Below are 15,524 nucleotides of genomic sequence, written 5' to 3'. Positions count from 1 at the left end.
GTGTAGCTCAATGGTAGAGCAGAAGCTTCCCAAGCTTACGACGAGGGTTCGATTCCCTTCACCCGCTCCACCGGCTTCTTCTCCCCTTCGACGATAGAAAAATGCGCGCCGGACATGGAGCCGACGCGCATGGTTCCATTTCTTCACTCCCCGACGAGCGTCACCCGCCGGGGAGCGCCGTCTCATTCCGCCGCTTGTGCCAGCGCCTCGACCTCGGGGCCGATGAACTCGCCGGGGAAGTGGCCGGCGAAGGCGCCGCGGTCGAAGGTGGGGATGCCGTTGACCATCGTCAGGCGCATCGGTGCGGGCTGGCGGGTGTAGCGGTAGGTGGTGCCGCCCTCCCCGTCCGGCACGTCCCACGCCTTTTCGTCGGGCCGGCGCTCGATCTCGGCGAGGTCGAACACGACGATGTCGGCCTTCTTGCCCACCTTCAGCGTGCCGCGATCGGCGAGGTTGAAGTGGCGGGCGATGCGGCCGCTCAGATATTCGATCCCCTGTTCGATCGTCAGCTGCTTGCGGTCGCGGACATAGCGGGTGAGGAACAGGACATTGTCGCCGACGCCGCAGAACATCTGCCCATGCGCGCCGGAGTCGCACAGATTGCCCACCGCCTGCGGGTCGGTCAGCAGCTTGTCGAGCGCTTCCTCATTATTCGGGAAGTCGGCGGTCTTGATGATCGAGTCGGTGCCGTTGTCGAGCAGCCAGTCGGCCAGTGCGTCCGACGGATGGACGATGCCGTTGGCGTCCATATAGTCGCGCAGCGTGCCGGTGATCGGGCCGACGCCGGTCGCGCTTTCCATGAAGAAGATGTCCTCGGGCCGGCCGATCGGCGAGATCGGGAAGGTCTTCGCCCAGGATTCGCGCGCCCGTTCCCGCCATTCGGGGCTTTCGAGCAGCGCGATCTTCGCCTCCTCGCCCTTGGCCTGGACGAGCTCGCTCCACACATAATTGTTCGACTGAGCGAACAGAAGCGAGGAATTGAAGCTGACGATCGTGGTCGGCGAGATCACATGGAAGCCCGGCCACACGTCATTGCCCTCGGCCTTGTTGCGGGCGTGGAGCGCCTCGGCGCCCTCGATCGCGAAGGACTGGAAGGCGAGGGTCGGCACGCTGCCGCCGATCTGCATGCGGATGCCGTGCTTCTTGGCAAGCGCGCTCATCCGTTCCGAATTCTGGAGACCGTCGAGGCGCATGAAGAAGTCGACGATGACCTGGACCAGCGCTCCGGGATGGCGGGCGATGACCGCGAACAGCGCGTCGAACTCGGCATCGTCGGCCTTGCGGGTCGGGATCGGGCGATCATTCTTGTCATGGTCGAGCAGGTTGCTCGACAGGCCGAGGGCCCCTGCGGACAGCGCGTCTTCCAGAAGGGCGCACATCTGCTCGATCTCGGCGGGGGTCGCGGTGCGGTCCCAGGCTTCGAGGCCCATGACGGCCAGGCGGATCGCGATATGGCCGACGAAGGCGCCGAAATTGACCGGCGTCTTCACATGCTTGACGACCGATGCCTTATATTCGCTCCAGGTCTTCCAGTCCCAGGGCAGCATCTCGCGGAACGGCTTTTCGGGGATGTCCTCGAAGAAGGAGAAGATGTCGATCATCTCCTGCCGCACCGCCGGATCGTCGTGGACGGGCGCCGCCGCGAAGCCGCAATTGCCGTTGATCGAGGTGGTGACGCCGTAACCAGGCATCGGATCGAGCGTCGGCATCCACCACATCGGCGCGTCATAATGATTGTGCGCCTCGATGAAGCCCGGGGTGACGTAGCAGCCGGTGGCGTCGATCACGCGCTCGCGCTTCTCGGGTTCGATATTCGGCTCGATCGCCACGATCTGCGAACCGCGCACACGGACGTCGGCCTTGTAGGCAGGCGCACCGGTACCATCGACGACGGTGCCGTTCTTGATCAGATATTTGTCCTGCATCGCTCTCTCTCCCAATGCATCCCCGGGCGCTGTCGGTCGGCCCTTCCGCCATGATTGATAGGCGCCCGGGCTGCCGCCGCCATGCGTGACGATCAGGCAAGGTCCACCAGATGATCCATCGGCGACGCCTGAATGAGCCCATCGCCCGGGCGAGGCAGGCCGGGCCGAAGCGCCTAAGCCTGCCGCGCCGCCATCCACGCAGCCGCGTCGCGCTCCACCTGGCGCAAGGCGGCGAAGACCGACAGGTCGGGCGCTGGGCGGCCCTTGCGGCCCAGATGGTCGATCTGGCCATAATACCAGAACTGCACGGCGAAACCGGCGATGCCGTCGATCAGCTTGATCGAGCGCAGCCAGCGAAGCCAGCGCGGCAGCAGCGACAACTGGTCTTCATAACGCGGGACCGCGTCAGCGCCGGCGAGCAGCGCACGGCACCCATCGGGCGCTCCACACAGGGGACGCGCGAGGCCGATCAGGTCAGCCGCACCCGTTGTCAGCGCATGGTCCATCGCCGCGCGGCTGCGGAAGCCGCCGGTCACCAGCAGGGGCATCGTGCGTATCTCGGCCTTCATCGCCTTGGCGAAATCGACGAAATAGGCCTCGCGCGCCGCCGTCGACGGGGCGATGCCGCGCGGCTCCTCCCGCTCGCCGATGCCGGGAAGGTCCATCATCGCCGGCTGTTCGTAGGAACCACCCGAGATTTCGAGCAGGTCGACGCCTTCCTGCTCCAGCCAGCGCGCAACCGTCAGGCTCTCGTCGAAGGCGAAACCGCCGCGTTGGAAATCGGCCGAGTTGAGCTTGACCGAGATCGGAAAACCGGGGCCGACCGCCCCCCGCACCCGGCGCACGCTGTCGAGCAGGAACCGCGCGCGATTTTCGAGGCTGCCGCCCCAGCGATCGGTGCGGACATTGGCGAGCGGGCTCAGAAATTGCGAGATCAGATAGCCATGCGCCGCGTGGAGCTGAACCCCGGTGAAGCCGGCATCGCGGGCGATGCGGGCGGCGGTGGCGAAGCGGCCGATCAACGCCTCTATCTCCTCCTCGCTCAGCGGCACAGGCGTGGCGAAGCGCCCGCCCGGTACGCGCAGCGCAACGGCCGACGGTGCCTTGGGGGCGGGGTTGACCCCTTTCTGAGTCTGGCGCCCGGCATGGCTCAACTGCATCCACAGCCCATTGCCGCCTTCGGTCCCTGCCGCTGCCCAGGCTTCGTAGAGCGCCATCGTCGCGCGGTCGGGCACGCGATCAAGGATGACATTGCCCGGCCGTTCGAGATGGTCGCGGTCGAGCACGACATTGCCGGTCAGCAGCAGCCCAGCGCCGCCCCGCGACCAGATGCCATATAGCCGCGCGAGATCCTCGGTCGGGGCACCCTGCGGCGTGGCGAGCCCTTCGGTCATCGCGGCCTTGACGAGACGGTTCGGGATCACCGCTCCGCAGGGCAGACGCAGCGGCTCCGCGATCGGTATCCTACCCGTGGTTCTTTCGTTCATTCCGATCTCCCCCAATTCGAATTCCGGCTTTCCGCCACTGTTGCGATTTTCATCCGACGCTCAACCGCAATTTCGGTAAGCTGGTTCCTTTTTTATCGGGCGGCTATGGAGGGGTGATGCTGCTCGACCTCGTCCTGCGGATCGTCCGGTGGTTCGGGCGTCGGCTCCTGCTCTACGCGCTGCTCGTGGCGGCGATCGGCTTTGCGGCGATCGCGCTCCCCTGGATTCGCGAGCAGGTGCAAGGCGACCGCGTGGCGCGCCTCCACCATGCCGCCCTGCTCGACGCCCGCCGGACGCTCCAGCCGCGTCTGGATGGGGCTGCGGCCGAGGTTTCGGCGCGGGTCGATCAGGCGCGGCGCGGTGGGCTGGACGCGATCGACCGGCAGATCGCGGAAACCGACGCCCGCAAGCAGGCGCTCGACCGGCAGATCGCGAAAAGCCCCTCGACGCTGATCCTGGCCGCACGGGGAAGCGAAGCGCTGCTGCAGGCCAAGCGTGCCGAGTTCGATCTCCTCGTCGCCGAACAGCAACTGGCCGGTCTGCACGCGGCGCGCGCCGCCTTGCTCGCCGATCGCGACAGGATCGCCGCGATGGTCGACCTCCAGGCGCAGACAGCCGCCCTGCGACAGGCCCGGACCCGCTGCGATCAGGCGCAGGCGGCGCGCCGGGCCTATGAAGCGCGCTGGCGCTGGCGCTGGCGGTCCTGGCTCGACAATGACGAGCATCGCGCGCTGGTCCGCACTGCCGATGCGGCCTGTGCCGATGCGCAACGGCGACAGGCCCTGATCGAAGCTCGGCAGAGGGCCATCCGTACCGCCATAGCGACGCGCGACGGGCTTTCGCGCGCGGCGGATGACGTTGCGGCGGCTACGGACGAGCAGACGCGCATCTGGGCGGCCGGCTTCGATACCGAACTCGCGGCCGCCCGCGCCACCTGGGCCGCAAGCTGGAGCGAACGTCTGCACCTGTGGGCCGACCGGCTCCATCTCGACCGCATCCTGATCGCCGCCGCCTGGGCGCTGCTGGCGATCATCTTGACGCCCTATGCGATCCGCCTCGCCTTCTTCTTCCTGCTCGCGCCCTATGCCGAGCGGCGGCGCTCTATCCTGCTCCGCGGTCCGGATAGCCAGACCGCCATCCCCATGCCTGCCGCTTCCACGACCTCGGTCACGATCCGTCTCGGCACAGACGAGGAACTGCTCGTGCGGCAGGACTATCTGCAATCCGCATCGGTCGAAGGTGCCAGGTCGACGCGCTGGCTGCTCGACTGGCGTCATCCGTTGTCGAGCCTCGTCACCGGTCTCTGCTTCCTCACCCGCATCACCGGCGCCGAGGCGCGCACGACCGTCTCCGCCGTGCAGGATCCGCTGGCCGAGGTGACGATCCTCGATCTGCCCGAAGGGACCGGTTGCGTGCTGCAGCCGCGTGCGCTGGCGGCGGTGGTGCATCCGGCGGGGCGACCCTTGCGGATCACCAGCCATTGGCGTCTCTTCTCGCTGGCCGCCTGGCTGACGCTCCAGCTGCGCTATCTCCAGTTCCACGGCCCCGGCCGCCTGATCCTCAAAGGCCGTCGCGGTATCCGCGCCGAACGCGCTGAAGCAGGGCGTATTTTCGGACAGTCCCAGCTGGTCGGCTTTTCCGCCGATCTGCACTATTCGGTCGCCCGGACCGAGACCTTCTGGCCCTATTTCTTCGGCCGCGAAGCGCTGTTCAAGGACAAGGTCGAAGGGGGCAGCGGGCTGCTGATCGTCGAAGAAGCGCCGCTGGCGGGGCACCCCGGCGGCCGGCCGCGCCATGGACTGGAGGGCGCTGCCGATGCTGCGCTCAAGCTCGTGGGGCTTTAGGATGGATGGTGACCCCGGCGCGATTCGAACGCGCGACCTTCTGCTTAGGAGGCAGACGCTCTATCCTGCTGAGCTACGGAGTCCCGGCCAAGGCTCATAGCGGGCGCCTCGCGCCGGGTCCAGAGCAGCAGGCCCGCTCAGTTCTCGCTGCCGGGCGGGCGGACCGGCAGGGGCAACGGCGCAACCGCTATCCCCTCGTCGAGCAGCGCTTTCGCTTCCTCGATACTCGTCTGGCCATGGATCGGGCGATTGTCTTCCTCGCCCAAATGCATCGCCCGCGCGCGATCGGCAAAGCCCTTGCCTACATATTCGGAGCCTTCGAGAATCTTCGCCTGGATCTTGGCGATCTTGGCGACCATCTCCTTGAACTGTTCCGGGGCCGGCAGGTTGGCGCCAGCGGGCACCACCGCCCCGCCCGGAGCCGCAGCCGGAAGCACGGCCCGGCTACCGGCGTCGGACCGGCGATTCCCCTTGGGCGCGACGTTCGGCGCCATCACGGCCTTCTCGACTTCGGACGATCCGCAATAGGGGCAGGACACCAGGCCCCTGGCTTTCTGATCTTCATAGTCGGCCGAGGACCCGAACCAGATTTCGAACACATGGCCGGCGGGCGTACAGGCGAGATCGAACACGATCACGGGCAGGTCTCCACAGCACCGATCTGTCGGCGGTGGCGCAAGGCCGGCACCCGGGCGCGCACATCGACCAGGCGGGCGAGATCGATATCGGCGAAACCGACCCCCTCCTCCTCGCCCATGTCGAGAAGCACCTCGCCCCAGGGATCGACCACCAGCGAATGGCCGAAGGTCGAGCGGCCATCCTCATGCCGTCCGCTTTGCCCCGCCGCGATGACGAAGGCCCCCGCCTCGACAGCACGGGCGCGGAGCAGGACATGCCAATGCGCCTTGCCCGTGGGTACGGTGAAAGCCGCCGGGACCGACAGAAGTTCGGCGCCCGCATCGCTCAGGGCACGATAGAGATCGGGAAAGCGCATGTCGTAGCAGATCGACAGGCCGATACGGGCCCAGGGCGTGGTCGCGATCACGCTGCGCTCACCCGGCGCATAAGCGGCGGACTCACGCCAGCTTTCGCCGGTCGGCAGGTCGACGTCGAACAAATGGATCTTGTCATACCGCGCACGGATTGCGCCTTTGTCGTCGATCACGAAGCCGCGATTGACCAAGCGCCCGTCGCTCCCGCCCTTCAGCGCGAGCGAGCCGAGATGCACCCACAGCCCATGATGCCGCGCGGCATCCCGTACCGCTGCCAGCACGCGGTCATCGGCCTCCTTACAGAGATGCGGGGCCGCGCGCTTGCGGTCCTGGTCGAGCAGGCCCGACATTTCGGGCGTGAACAGCATGTCCGCCCCGCCCGCCTTCGCCTCGGCCATCGCGGCGACAAGCCGCGCGGCGTTGGCATCGGGGTCGATCCCGGTGCGGCTCTGGAAAACCGCAGCCCGCATCAGGCGGCGAGCAGCGGGTCGAGCTTGCCGGCCCGGTCGAGCGCGTGAATGTCGTCGCAACCACCGACATGGGTGCCGTCGATGAAAATCTGCGGCACGGTTGAACCGCCCCTGGCGCGCTCGAGCATTTCGGCCCGCTTGGGACCACCCATGCTGATGTCATATTCCTCATATGCCACGCCCTTGCTTTCCAGCAGCGATTTGGCGCGCGCGCAGTAGGGGCAGAACGCCTTGGTGTAGATTTCGACCTTTGCCATGAGCCTCGATGTCCTTGTTTCGCCCGAGATGTTGTCGCCGGGTCGGAATGTCAACGCGCGGGATCGTCGTCGCGCACCACCCGCGCCCAGCACAGCAGCTCGACACGCGACGCCCCGGCCTTCTTCAGCGCCCGCGCGCAGGCATCGGCGGTCGCACCAGTGGTGTAGACATCGTCGATCAGCAGGATCTTGCGGCCCTTGACCCGTCCACGGTCGCGGATGGCGAAAGCGCCGCGGACCGTCTTGGCGCGCGCCACCGGCCCCTGGCTGCGCAGCGGCGGCGTGGCCCGGACCCGCTCGATCAGATCGAGCGCCAGCGTCTGCCGTCCATCTTCGGCCAGCGTGCGGGCGATCAGCGCCGACTGGTTATAGCCCCGGCTCCAGATGCGCCAACGATGGAGCGGAACCGGTGCGATCAGCCAGTCGTCTCCGGCCGGCAGGTGGCGGCGCATCTGGATCGCGACCGTCCGTGCGATCCCGGGTCGCCGGCCATATTTGAGCTTCAGCGCCAGAGCCCGGGCGATCGGGCCATAAATTAACGCCGCACGCATCGCGTCATAGGCGGGAGGCTCGGCGAGACAGGCGCCGCACTCCGCGCCCTTGCCCGGATCGATCTCGAACGGCTCGCCGCACCGCGCGCATTGCGGGGCCCCCAGAAAGCGCATGGCGGTCCAGCAATCGAGGCAGAATTGATGCGGACCTGCGGCAATCGTGCCGCACCCCGGACAGCGTGGCGGCAGCGCGAAACGAAGCGCGGCATCGGCCAGTCCCGCTATCGCCCGCATCACCACCATTGCCGCCCCCTTTTGCCTGCTTGTCACGCACCCCGTGCGTCGGCACAAGCGCGCACCATGGACCAGCCCGAGATATTCGACCGCCGTCTGCGCCGCCTCCGCCGCGACCGCGCCGCGCCGGATTTCCCGGCGCATGACTTCCTGATCGATCATATGGCGGACGAACTGGCCGAACGGCTGGCGATGGTCACGCGCCGCTTCGACCGCGTGCTGCTGCTCGGCAGCCATGACGGCAGGCTGCTCGACCGCTTCGCCGCTCCCGGCCGGCGCGTCTTTGCGGCCGATCCCGGCTTCGCCTTCGCGCGGTCCAGCGGCGGGGTCCAGTGCGACGAAGACCGCCTCCCCTTTGCCGATGGCAGCTTCGACCTTGTCGTCGCGCTCGGCACGCTCGACAGCGTCAACGATCTTCCCGGCGCCCTCGCCCTGCTCCGGCGCATTCTGCGCCCGGACGGGCTCTTTCTCGGTGCCTTTCTCGGAGCGGGCAGCCTGGCCTGGCTGCGCGGTGCGCTGATGGCAGCCGACGAGGCTGCAGCCGGCGGCATCGCGCCGCGCATCCATCCGCAGGTCGATGTGCGCTCGGCAGGCGATCTTCTCTCCCGCGCCGGTTTCGCGCTCCAGGTCGCGGACGGCGAGCGGCTCGACGTCGGCTATGGCGACCCGCTGCGCCTGATGCGCGACCTGCGCGGCATGGCCGGCACCAACCTGCTGCTGTCGCGTCCCCGCCACTTGTCGGGGGGGCGGACCTGGCTTGGCACGCTGTTCGATGCCTTTCAGCAGGCAGCGGGTCCGGACGGTCGCATCCGGGAAAGTTTCGAGATCGTCTATCTGTCGGGCTGGGCACCCGATCCCGGTCAGCCCAAGCCCGCCCGGCGTGGCAGTGCCACGGCATCGCTTGCCGATGCACTGCGCCAGACCAAGGCCTGACAAAGCTACCAAAGCCTGACAAAGCTATGGACTTCCGCCGGACGCTGCGTGTATGCAGCGGCGCATATGACGCGGTTCAGCGCCCTTCTCCTGCTTCGACTTACGCGCCCTTAGGCGCGCGACTTCGCTTGGGATCGACCGGTCCTGCAAGCCACGGCGTCTAAGGGTCGGACCTTCACCCAAAATGACAACCCTGCACAGGAGCAGGTACCGTGACCAAGACGATCAAGATTTTCGACACCACCTTGCGCGACGGCGAACAGTCTCCCGGCTGTTCGATGAACCTCGAGGAAAAGCTGCAGGTCGCAGCCCAGCTCGAGACGCTGGGCGTTGACATCATCGAGGCAGGCTTCGCCATCGCCTCTCCTGGCGATTTCGAGGCGGTTTCGGAAGTTGCGCGGCAGTGCAAGAAGGCGACCGTCGCCAGCCTCGCCCGCGCGGCGCAGGCCGATATCGAGCGCGCCTGGGAAGCGGTCCAGCATGCCGTGGCTCCGCGCATCCACACCTTCATCGCGACATCGCCGCTGCATATGCGGGTCAAGCTGAACAAGTCGCCCGAAGAGGTACTGGAAGCGATCGACCGCACGGTACGGATGGCGCGCAACCTGTGCCCAGACGTCGAATGGTCGGCCGAAGACGCGACCCGCTCCGAGCCCGACTTCCTGGCGCGTGCGATCGAGGTCGCCATCGCGGCCGGTGCCCGGACGATCAACCTGCCCGATACGGTCGGCTATGGCACGCCCGAAACCTATGGCGCGATGTTCCGCGACATGATCAACCGCGTGCCCAACGCCGATCTCGCCGTCTTTTCGACCCATTGCCACAATGACCTGGGTCTCGCCGTCGCCAACACGCTGGCGGCCGTGATGGCCGGCGCCGGTCAGGTCGAATCGACGATCAACGGCATCGGCGAGCGCGCCGGCAACGCCGCCGTCGAGGAAATCGCGATGGCGCTGCGCGTGCGCCAGGACGTGATGCCCTATGCGACCAACATCGTGGCGAACGAGATAACGCGCTCGTCGCGGCTGATCTCAGGCATCACCGGCTTCCAGGTGCAGCCGAACAAGGCGATCGTCGGCGCCAACGCCTTCGCGCATGAAAGCGGCATCCATCAGGATGGCATGATCAAGGACAGCTCGACCTACGAGATCATGACGCCGGAGAGCGTGGGCCTGACCCACAGCAATCTGGTGATGGGCAAACATAGCGGCCGCGCGGCCTTCCGCCAGAAGCTCGAGGAACTGGGCTACACGCTGGGTGACAACGCCTTTCAGGATGCCTTCGGCCGATTCAAGCAGCTCGCCGACGCGAAAAAGGCCGTCTATGACGAAGACATCATCGCGCTTGTCGACGACGAGGTCCTGCGCGGCCACGACGCGATCCAGGTCAAGGAGGTCGAGGTCTATTGCGGATCGAACGGCCCGCAGCGCGCGATCCTGACGCTGGAGGTCGACGGCGAGGAGAAGACCGTCACCTCGCGCGGCAACGGCCCGGTCGATGCGCTGTTCAACGCGATCCGGCTGATCGTCCCGCACGACAGTTCGGTGCTCGAACGCTATGAGGTCCATGCCGTAACCGGCGGGACCGATGCGCAGGCCGAGGTCTCGGTGCTGCTCTCGGAAAACGGCCGCACGACACGCGGACGCGGCGCGCATCAGGACACGATGGTCGCTTCGGTTCGGGCCTATGTGAACGCGCTCAACAAGATGATGGTCAAGCGCGGTCGCGCGCCGGTCGACGCCAAGGTCGGCTGAACCGCCATCCGAACATCGGGGACGGTCGCGTCGGTATCGCGACGGCCGTTCCCACCTTTCGCTTTCCAGGAAAGCCACGATCATGAACCCTCCCGCCGACCATGGCGTTCGCTGGCGGCTGATCGGCTTCGGCCTGTCGGCGGTGGGATCGCTCCTGTTCGCGCTCAAGGGTATTCTGATCAAGCTGATCTACGTCTATGGCATCGACACGACCGCTCTGCTGGCGATCCGGATGGGCTTATCACTGCCGGTGTTTGCGGGCGTCGGCGTGTATGAGTGGTATCGTCGTTCTCCAGCCGATCGCCCCGACATCAAGTCTATCGGGTTGGCAGCGACAGTCGGAGTTCTCGGCTATCATTGCTCGTCCTGGCTCGACTTCGAAGGATTGCAGACGCTTGAAGCCCAGACCGAGCGGCTGATCCTGTTCACCTATCCCTTTCTCGTCATCATCTTCGGCCGCGTGATCTTCGGCCACCGGCTGCGTGCGCACGCTCTGGGCGGTGCGGGACTCGCTTATGCCGGGCTCGCCGTGATGTTCGGTGCCGAGCCGGCGCGGCTGAACCCGTCGATGCTCACCGGCGCGATGTTCGTCTTCGGGGCGGCGGCGACCTTCGCGCTCTACCAGCTGTTCGCGCGCGAACTGATCCTGCGCTGCGGCCCTGCGCTGTTCACCGCGATTGCGATGAGCGCGGCGTCAGTCTCGCTGATCACGCAATTCCTGCTCACCCGCGACTTCGGCGACCTGGCGGCTCCTGCGCCGGCCTGGCGGCTGATGGTCGCTCTCGCCATCTTCTCGACCGTCGTGCCGACCTTTCTGATGTCAGCCGGCACCGCGCGGATCGGTGCGCAGGGCACGGCCATCATCTCCACGGTCAGCCCCCTGCTCACGATCATCCTCGCCGTGGCCATCCTCGCCGAGCCTTTCGGCTGGCCCGAAGCGGTCGGCACATTGCTGGTGGTCGGCGGCACCGGGCTGTTCACCCTGATCGAGACCCGCAGCCAGCGCAGAGCGCGTTGACAGGCCCCAGCGATCGGCGCAGCCCGTCGCTCCCCATCAGGAGGACGACATGGCGCTGACGGCATTGCTCATTCCCACCTTCCGCCAGATGCTTGGCGCGCTCGACAACTGGCTGGGCAAGGCTGCAGACCATTGGGTCGAAGCCGGCCGGAACCCTGACGACATTCCCGGCCTCCGCCTTGTGCCCGACATGTATCCGCTCGCCTCCCAGATTCACTTCGCCTGTTTCCAGGCACAGGAACCGCTATGGCGGCTGCGCGGAATGGCGCTGCCCGACGGCCTGCTCGCTCTTCGCGCCGGCGCGTGGAAGACCGATGAGTACGTCGAAACGGTGGAGGTTGCCCGCGTGCACGTTGCCGGTGCGATCGACCTCCTCGTGTCGCTCGCCCCGGACGCCCTCGATGGTGAGAGCGAGCGGCCGATCGTGCTTGAGTTGCCCAATGGCATGGTCTTCGACATGGACGGGGACAGCTATGCGCGCGACTGGGCGCTGCCCCAATTTTATTTCCACATAACCGCCGCCTACGCGATCCTGCGGGCCCACGGCGCACCGCTCGGCAAGGCCGATTACGTCCCGCATATGTTCGGCTACATCCGGCCGGGAACGGCTCCGGCGGGCTGAAGCGCAGCGCTAGATCCCGGCATACCAGGCATAATCATGGTGGTCTTCCCAATAGCCACCTTTTCCAAGACCATATTCACTCAGGCTTGCAACCGCATGAATATGCTCGACATATTTGGCATGCTTGTAGCCCAGCTGCCGCTCGACGCGCAGCCGGATCGGAGCGCCGTTGCCGACCGGCAGCAGCGCGCCGTTGAGTCCCCAGGCCATGATCGTCTGGGGGTGGAAGGCATCGATCAGGTCAATGCTCTCATAATAGGGCATGGCGCCATAGCGATCGGCACAGCGGAAGATCAGGTATCGGGCGCCGGTCCTCAGGCCCGCCATGTCGAGCAGCAGCTTGAGCGGAACCCCGGTCCACTGCCCGATCGCGCTCCAGCCCTCGACGCAGTCATGACGGGTGATCTGGGTCCGGGCCGGCAATGAACGGATCTGCGTCATCGACAGCGAAAGGGGACGCTGCACCAGGCCGCCGATGCTGAGCCTCCAGTCGGCAAAGCCCGCCAGTCGGTGAGCTTCATAGGCAGCACCGGCCGGCTGGAAGGTTCCATTCGACCGGAAGACGGGAGACAGATCGGCTGCGGTGAACTCGGGCGCAAGCGCGTCGCGCCCCGCAATGATCCGCTGCGAGCGCATCGTCAGACCCTCGGCCGACTTCAACGCGGATCGCACCGAAGGCAGGGCGTTGATCTTGTCGCAACCGCTGAGGAGAAGACCGCCGCTGCCCGCAGCCATAGCGCCCAGCAGGCGGCGTCGCGTGATGCTCATGCCTTGTCCTCCGGCAGACGGTACCAGCCGGTGATCATCGACCGGACCTCGTTAATCGGCCCCGCGAGCATCACCATCGCGATGTGCACCAGGAAGAAGAGCACCAGACCTGCGGCGCACAGGAAATGGATCGACCGGGCCGACTGCCGTCCACCGAACAGATCGAGCAGCCAGGGCCAGGCGGCATTAATCGCCGGGGACATGGTCAGGCCCGTCAACACAATCAATGGTAATAGCAAAGCAATTACAGAAAGATAGGCTGCCTTCTGAAGAATCCCATAACGCTTTGCCGCCTCCCCTTTCGGGAAACGAAGGCGCGCATGGGCGACGATATCGGTCCAGATGTGGCGCGGTTTCAGTTCGGATCGGCGCGGCAGCAAATCCCTTCGCAGATGGCCGTTGACGACACTGGCAGCGATGAACAGCAGCGCCGATCCGACGAGGATCCAGGCGAAGAAGAAATGCCATAGCCGGGCGTCGGCGAGGCTGTAGCTGGTCGGGATCGTCGCCCAGCCCGGAAAGGCGCGCCGACGTTCGATACCCTTCGCGTCGGTCCACAGGCCGAGGACTCCCGTCGTCTCGAACCGCTCTTTGCCGAGGACGAGCAGGCCCTTGTCGCCGCGAGATCCGATCTGCAGCCAGGCCTTGTCGCTGTTCGCGCCATAGTCTCCCCAATAGAGGCGCGGGTGCGCGTTGAAGATCATCAGGCCGCTCATCAGCATGATCAGCATCGCGACGGCGTTGGCCCAATGCCACAGGCGCGTCGGCCATCGATGGCGCTTGACCCATTGCGAGTTGTGTTCGCCGCCAGTCGCAATCGATGGCGGCGCGAATACGGGATCTTCAGAGGTCGTCATTCGGCGGACTCGCTCCGGAATTCCACGGGTAAGAGACTCTACACCGTTTCGTTTAGCGATTCATTAGGGATGATCCGGCAAAGTGCCCATCCGGATATAACGGCACAAGGACATGCGGACGGCGATGGCTTCCGTGAGCGAACAGCAACAGGCGGACGTGCGGCGCTTCGGCCGGCACCGGATCATGCTGGCCGCCAATGTCTATTCGGTCCATGGCGAACTCAACTGCGTCCTGCTCGACGTGTCCCAGGGCGGTGCGATGCTGAGCGCGGCCCCGCCCCTGCCGGTCGGCTGCCGGCTTCTCCTGGAACGCCATGCCTTCGAGGTCCCCGGGGTGGTGCGTTGGGTGGAAGGCAATCGCTTCGGGATACAGTTCGAGGAAATGCTGTCCGAAGATGTCGTTCTGGGACTTGTCTCGAAGGGGACCCAGCAGGACTGACGCGCGCGCCGACTGCTTCAGGCCAGCATCCTGGTCAGCGCCTGCGCCGTGAAATCGACCATCGGAACGATCCGGGCATAGTTCAGCCGCGTCGGCCCGATCACCCCCACCACGCCGAGCACGCGTCCGTCGCCACCCCGATAGGGTGCCGCGATCACCGACGATCCGGACAGCGAGAACAGCTTGTTCTCCGATCCGATGAAGATCTTGATCCCCTGACCGCCCCGCGCACTATCGAGCAGGCGGGCGATCTCTTCCTTGCCCTCGATCTCGTCGAGCAACTGGCGGACCCGCTCCAGATCGTCGGCGGTCGAGGGATCGATGAGATTGGCCTGGCCGCGCACGATCAGCACCGGTCGGGCACTGCCATCCTGCGACCATACCGCGAGCCCCTGCGTAACGAGCGAGGCCGCTGCGGCATCCAATGCCGCCCTGCCCAGCGCCAGTTCCGCCTCGATCCGCGCCCGCGCTTCGGTAAGCGACAGTCCGGCAAGACGATCGCTGATGAAATTGCTGGCTTCGACGAGCGCCGACGGGGGAACCCCCGGCGGCAGATCGACCACGCGATTCTCTACGCTGCCATCCTGCCCGACCATGACCGCAACGGCCTGCTCACGCGAAAGCGGCACGAAACTAAACTGTCGCAGGACAAGTTCCCGCGGCGGCACCAGGACGATGCCCGCACAGGCGGAAAGGCCGGACAGCACGGCGCTGGTCTGGGCGAGCGCTTCCTCGATCGGTCCGCCGCGCGCGGCGCGCGCCTCGATGGCGGCGCGCTCGTCGGCGGACGGCTCGGCCGTCTGCATCATCCCGTCCACGAACAGGCGCAGCCCGGTCTGCGTCGGCATCCGCCCCGCCGAGGTATGCGGCGCCTCGAGCAGTCCGAGTTCTTCCAGATCCTGCATTACATTGCGGATCGAGGCAGGCGACAGATTGAGACCGGCCAGTTTCGAGATCGTCCGCGAGCCTACCGGCTGACCTGTGCCCAGATAGCTTTCGACGACCACGCGAAACACTTCGCGCGCACGGATCGACATTTCGGACAAGGGCACGGCGTTCACATGACGAAGATAGGGAATGGAGGCCGCCCGCTCAACAGGCTTCCAACTTTCCCGGCGCACGCCTAAGGGGGCGGCACATAGCAAGAAGGATATCCCATGCGCCCATCCGGCCGCACGCCCGATCAGATGCGGGCCATCAGCATCGAAACCGGTTTCACCGTCCACGCCGAAGGCTCGTGCCTTATCAGCTTCGGCGACACGCGCGTGCTCGTCACCGCCTCGGTCGAGGAGAAGGTCCCGCCGTTCCTGCGCGGCAAGGGCCAGGGCTGGGTCACCGCCGAATATGGCATGCTGCCCCGCGCCACCCACACC

Annotated in this window: 15 protein-coding genes, 1 tRNA gene and 1 pseudogene; 7 read left to right on the top strand and 10 right to left on the bottom strand. The window is 66.3% G+C overall.

Going from position 1 to position 15,524, the window contains the following annotated elements:
- Window positions 1–182 precede the first annotated feature (182 nt).
- Window positions 183–1,925 (bottom strand): amidohydrolase family protein, encoded by a 1,743-nt coding sequence (locus KAY22_RS15270; RefSeq protein WP_296624276.1) that lies wholly within the window; start codon window positions 1,923–1,925, stop codon window positions 183–185.
- 173 nt (window positions 1,926–2,098) lie between these two features.
- Complete coding sequence (locus KAY22_RS15265; protein ID WP_296624275.1) at window positions 2,099–3,412, bottom strand: NADH:flavin oxidoreductase/NADH oxidase family protein; 1,314 nt, start codon at window positions 3,410–3,412, stop codon at window positions 2,099–2,101.
- A gap of 116 nt (window positions 3,413–3,528) precedes the next feature.
- Here KAY22_RS15265 and KAY22_RS15260 point away from each other — a divergent pair, with 116 nt between their 5' ends.
- On the top strand, window positions 3,529–5,256 hold the full coding sequence (locus tag KAY22_RS15260; protein ID WP_296624274.1) for a hypothetical protein: 1,728 nt from the start codon (window positions 3,529–3,531) through the stop codon (window positions 5,254–5,256).
- A gap of 6 nt (window positions 5,257–5,262) precedes the next feature.
- On the opposite strand, the gene KAY22_RS15255 is transcribed toward KAY22_RS15260, so the two are convergent.
- The 5 genes from KAY22_RS15255 to KAY22_RS15235 form a co-directional block, all read right to left on the bottom strand.
- Window positions 5,263–5,339, bottom strand: a tRNA-Arg gene (locus KAY22_RS15255).
- Window positions 5,340–5,393: 54 nt separating this feature from the next.
- Complete coding sequence (locus KAY22_RS15250; RefSeq protein ID WP_296624273.1) at window positions 5,394–5,894, bottom strand: DUF1178 family protein; 501 nt, start codon at window positions 5,892–5,894, stop codon at window positions 5,394–5,396.
- Window positions 5,891–6,718 (bottom strand): carbon-nitrogen hydrolase family protein, encoded by an 828-nt coding sequence (locus tag KAY22_RS15245; RefSeq protein WP_296624272.1) that lies wholly within the window; start codon window positions 6,716–6,718, stop codon window positions 5,891–5,893. Before KAY22_RS15245 ends, KAY22_RS15250 begins: the two co-directional genes overlap by 4 nt.
- Window positions 6,718–6,975 (bottom strand): glutaredoxin 3, encoded by a 258-nt coding sequence (gene grxC, locus KAY22_RS15240; protein ID WP_296624271.1) that lies wholly within the window; start codon window positions 6,973–6,975, stop codon window positions 6,718–6,720. The genes KAY22_RS15245 and grxC overlap by 1 nt, the downstream gene beginning before the upstream one ends.
- A gap of 50 nt (window positions 6,976–7,025) precedes the next feature.
- A complete protein-coding gene (locus KAY22_RS15235; protein WP_296624277.1) occupies window positions 7,026–7,760 on the bottom strand; it encodes a ComF family protein in 735 nt (244 codons plus the stop codon).
- 66 nt (window positions 7,761–7,826) lie between these two features.
- Between KAY22_RS15235 and KAY22_RS15230 the strand changes: the two genes are divergently transcribed.
- From KAY22_RS15230 to KAY22_RS15215, 4 genes are all read left to right on the top strand, one after another.
- Window positions 7,827–8,693 carry a class I SAM-dependent methyltransferase gene (locus KAY22_RS15230; protein ID WP_296624270.1) on the top strand — a complete coding sequence of 289 codons (867 nt, stop codon included), beginning with the start codon at window positions 7,827–7,829 and terminating at the stop codon, window positions 8,691–8,693.
- A 212-nt stretch (window positions 8,694–8,905) separates the two neighbouring features.
- Window positions 8,906–10,447: a 2-isopropylmalate synthase gene (locus tag KAY22_RS15225; protein WP_296624269.1), complete on the top strand. Its 1,542-nt coding sequence runs from the start codon at window positions 8,906–8,908 to the stop codon at window positions 10,445–10,447.
- 82 nt (window positions 10,448–10,529) lie between these two features.
- Window positions 10,530–11,465, top strand: coding sequence for a DMT family transporter (locus KAY22_RS15220; RefSeq protein WP_296624268.1), 936 nt, complete (start codon window positions 10,530–10,532; stop codon window positions 11,463–11,465).
- A gap of 49 nt (window positions 11,466–11,514) precedes the next feature.
- Window positions 11,515–12,087 carry a DUF1993 family protein gene (locus tag KAY22_RS15215; RefSeq protein WP_296624267.1) on the top strand — a complete coding sequence of 191 codons (573 nt, stop codon included), beginning with the start codon at window positions 11,515–11,517 and terminating at the stop codon, window positions 12,085–12,087.
- A 9-nt stretch (window positions 12,088–12,096) separates the two neighbouring features.
- On the opposite strand, the gene KAY22_RS15210 is transcribed toward KAY22_RS15215, so the two are convergent.
- Both KAY22_RS15210 and KAY22_RS15205 read right to left on the bottom strand, forming a co-directional pair.
- A complete protein-coding gene (locus KAY22_RS15210) occupies window positions 12,097–12,855 on the bottom strand; it encodes a molybdopterin-dependent oxidoreductase (protein WP_296624266.1) in 759 nt (252 codons plus the stop codon).
- A complete protein-coding gene (locus KAY22_RS15205) occupies window positions 12,852–13,712 on the bottom strand; it encodes a cytochrome b/b6 domain-containing protein (RefSeq protein WP_296624265.1) in 861 nt (286 codons plus the stop codon). Before KAY22_RS15205 ends, KAY22_RS15210 begins: the two co-directional genes overlap by 4 nt.
- A gap of 124 nt (window positions 13,713–13,836) precedes the next feature.
- Between KAY22_RS15205 and KAY22_RS15200 the strand changes: the two genes are divergently transcribed.
- The gene (locus tag KAY22_RS15200; RefSeq protein ID WP_296624264.1) at window positions 13,837–14,151 is read left to right on the top strand and encodes a PilZ domain-containing protein; all 315 of its coding nucleotides are present in this window, start codon (window positions 13,837–13,839) and stop codon (window positions 14,149–14,151) included.
- Between the two features lie 17 nt (window positions 14,152–14,168).
- On the opposite strand, the gene hrcA is transcribed toward KAY22_RS15200, so the two are convergent.
- Window positions 14,169–15,212 carry a heat-inducible transcriptional repressor HrcA gene (gene hrcA / locus KAY22_RS15195; protein ID WP_296624263.1) on the bottom strand — a complete coding sequence of 348 codons (1,044 nt, stop codon included), beginning with the start codon at window positions 15,210–15,212 and terminating at the stop codon, window positions 14,169–14,171.
- A gap of 96 nt (window positions 15,213–15,308) precedes the next feature.
- On the opposite strand from hrcA, the pseudogene KAY22_RS15190 reads away from it, so the two are divergent.
- A pseudogene (locus tag KAY22_RS15190) lies at window positions 15,309–15,524 on the top strand (ribonuclease PH); the annotation flags it as partial.

The organism is Rhizorhabdus sp. (assembly GCF_018006725.1).
Taxonomy (GTDB): domain Bacteria; phylum Pseudomonadota; class Alphaproteobacteria; order Sphingomonadales; family Sphingomonadaceae; genus Rhizorhabdus.
The sequence above is the reverse complement of the archived record's forward strand: the minus strand, read 5'-3'. Positions and strand labels throughout refer to the sequence as shown.

Excerpts from the sequence above, each read along its gene's own strand:
- KAY22_RS15235 (WP_296624277.1), bottom strand. The coding sequence starts at position 7,760 with ATGCGGGCGATAGCGGGACTGGCCGATGCCGCGCTTCGTTTCGCGCTG.
- KAY22_RS15220 (WP_296624268.1), top strand. The coding sequence starts at position 10,530 with ATGAACCCTCCCGCCGACCATGGCGTTCGCTGGCGGCTGATCGGCTTC.
- KAY22_RS15200 (WP_296624264.1), top strand. The coding sequence starts at position 13,837 with ATGGCTTCCGTGAGCGAACAGCAACAGGCGGACGTGCGGCGCTTCGGC.
- KAY22_RS15230 (WP_296624270.1), top strand. The coding sequence starts at position 7,827 with ATGGACCAGCCCGAGATATTCGACCGCCGTCTGCGCCGCCTCCGCCGC.
- KAY22_RS15270 (WP_296624276.1), bottom strand. The coding sequence starts at position 1,925 with ATGCAGGACAAATATCTGATCAAGAACGGCACCGTCGTCGATGGTACC.
- KAY22_RS15205 (WP_296624265.1), bottom strand. The coding sequence starts at position 13,712 with ATGACGACCTCTGAAGATCCCGTATTCGCGCCGCCATCGATTGCGACT.
- KAY22_RS15215 (WP_296624267.1), top strand. The coding sequence starts at position 11,515 with ATGGCGCTGACGGCATTGCTCATTCCCACCTTCCGCCAGATGCTTGGC.
- grxC (WP_296624271.1), bottom strand. The coding sequence starts at position 6,975 with ATGGCAAAGGTCGAAATCTACACCAAGGCGTTCTGCCCCTACTGCGCG.
- KAY22_RS15265 (WP_296624275.1), bottom strand. The coding sequence starts at position 3,412 with ATGAACGAAAGAACCACGGGTAGGATACCGATCGCGGAGCCGCTGCGT.
- KAY22_RS15210 (WP_296624266.1), bottom strand. The coding sequence starts at position 12,855 with ATGAGCATCACGCGACGCCGCCTGCTGGGCGCTATGGCTGCGGGCAGC.
- KAY22_RS15245 (WP_296624272.1), bottom strand. The coding sequence starts at position 6,718 with ATGCGGGCTGCGGTTTTCCAGAGCCGCACCGGGATCGACCCCGATGCC.
- KAY22_RS15260 (WP_296624274.1), top strand. The coding sequence starts at position 3,529 with ATGCTGCTCGACCTCGTCCTGCGGATCGTCCGGTGGTTCGGGCGTCGG.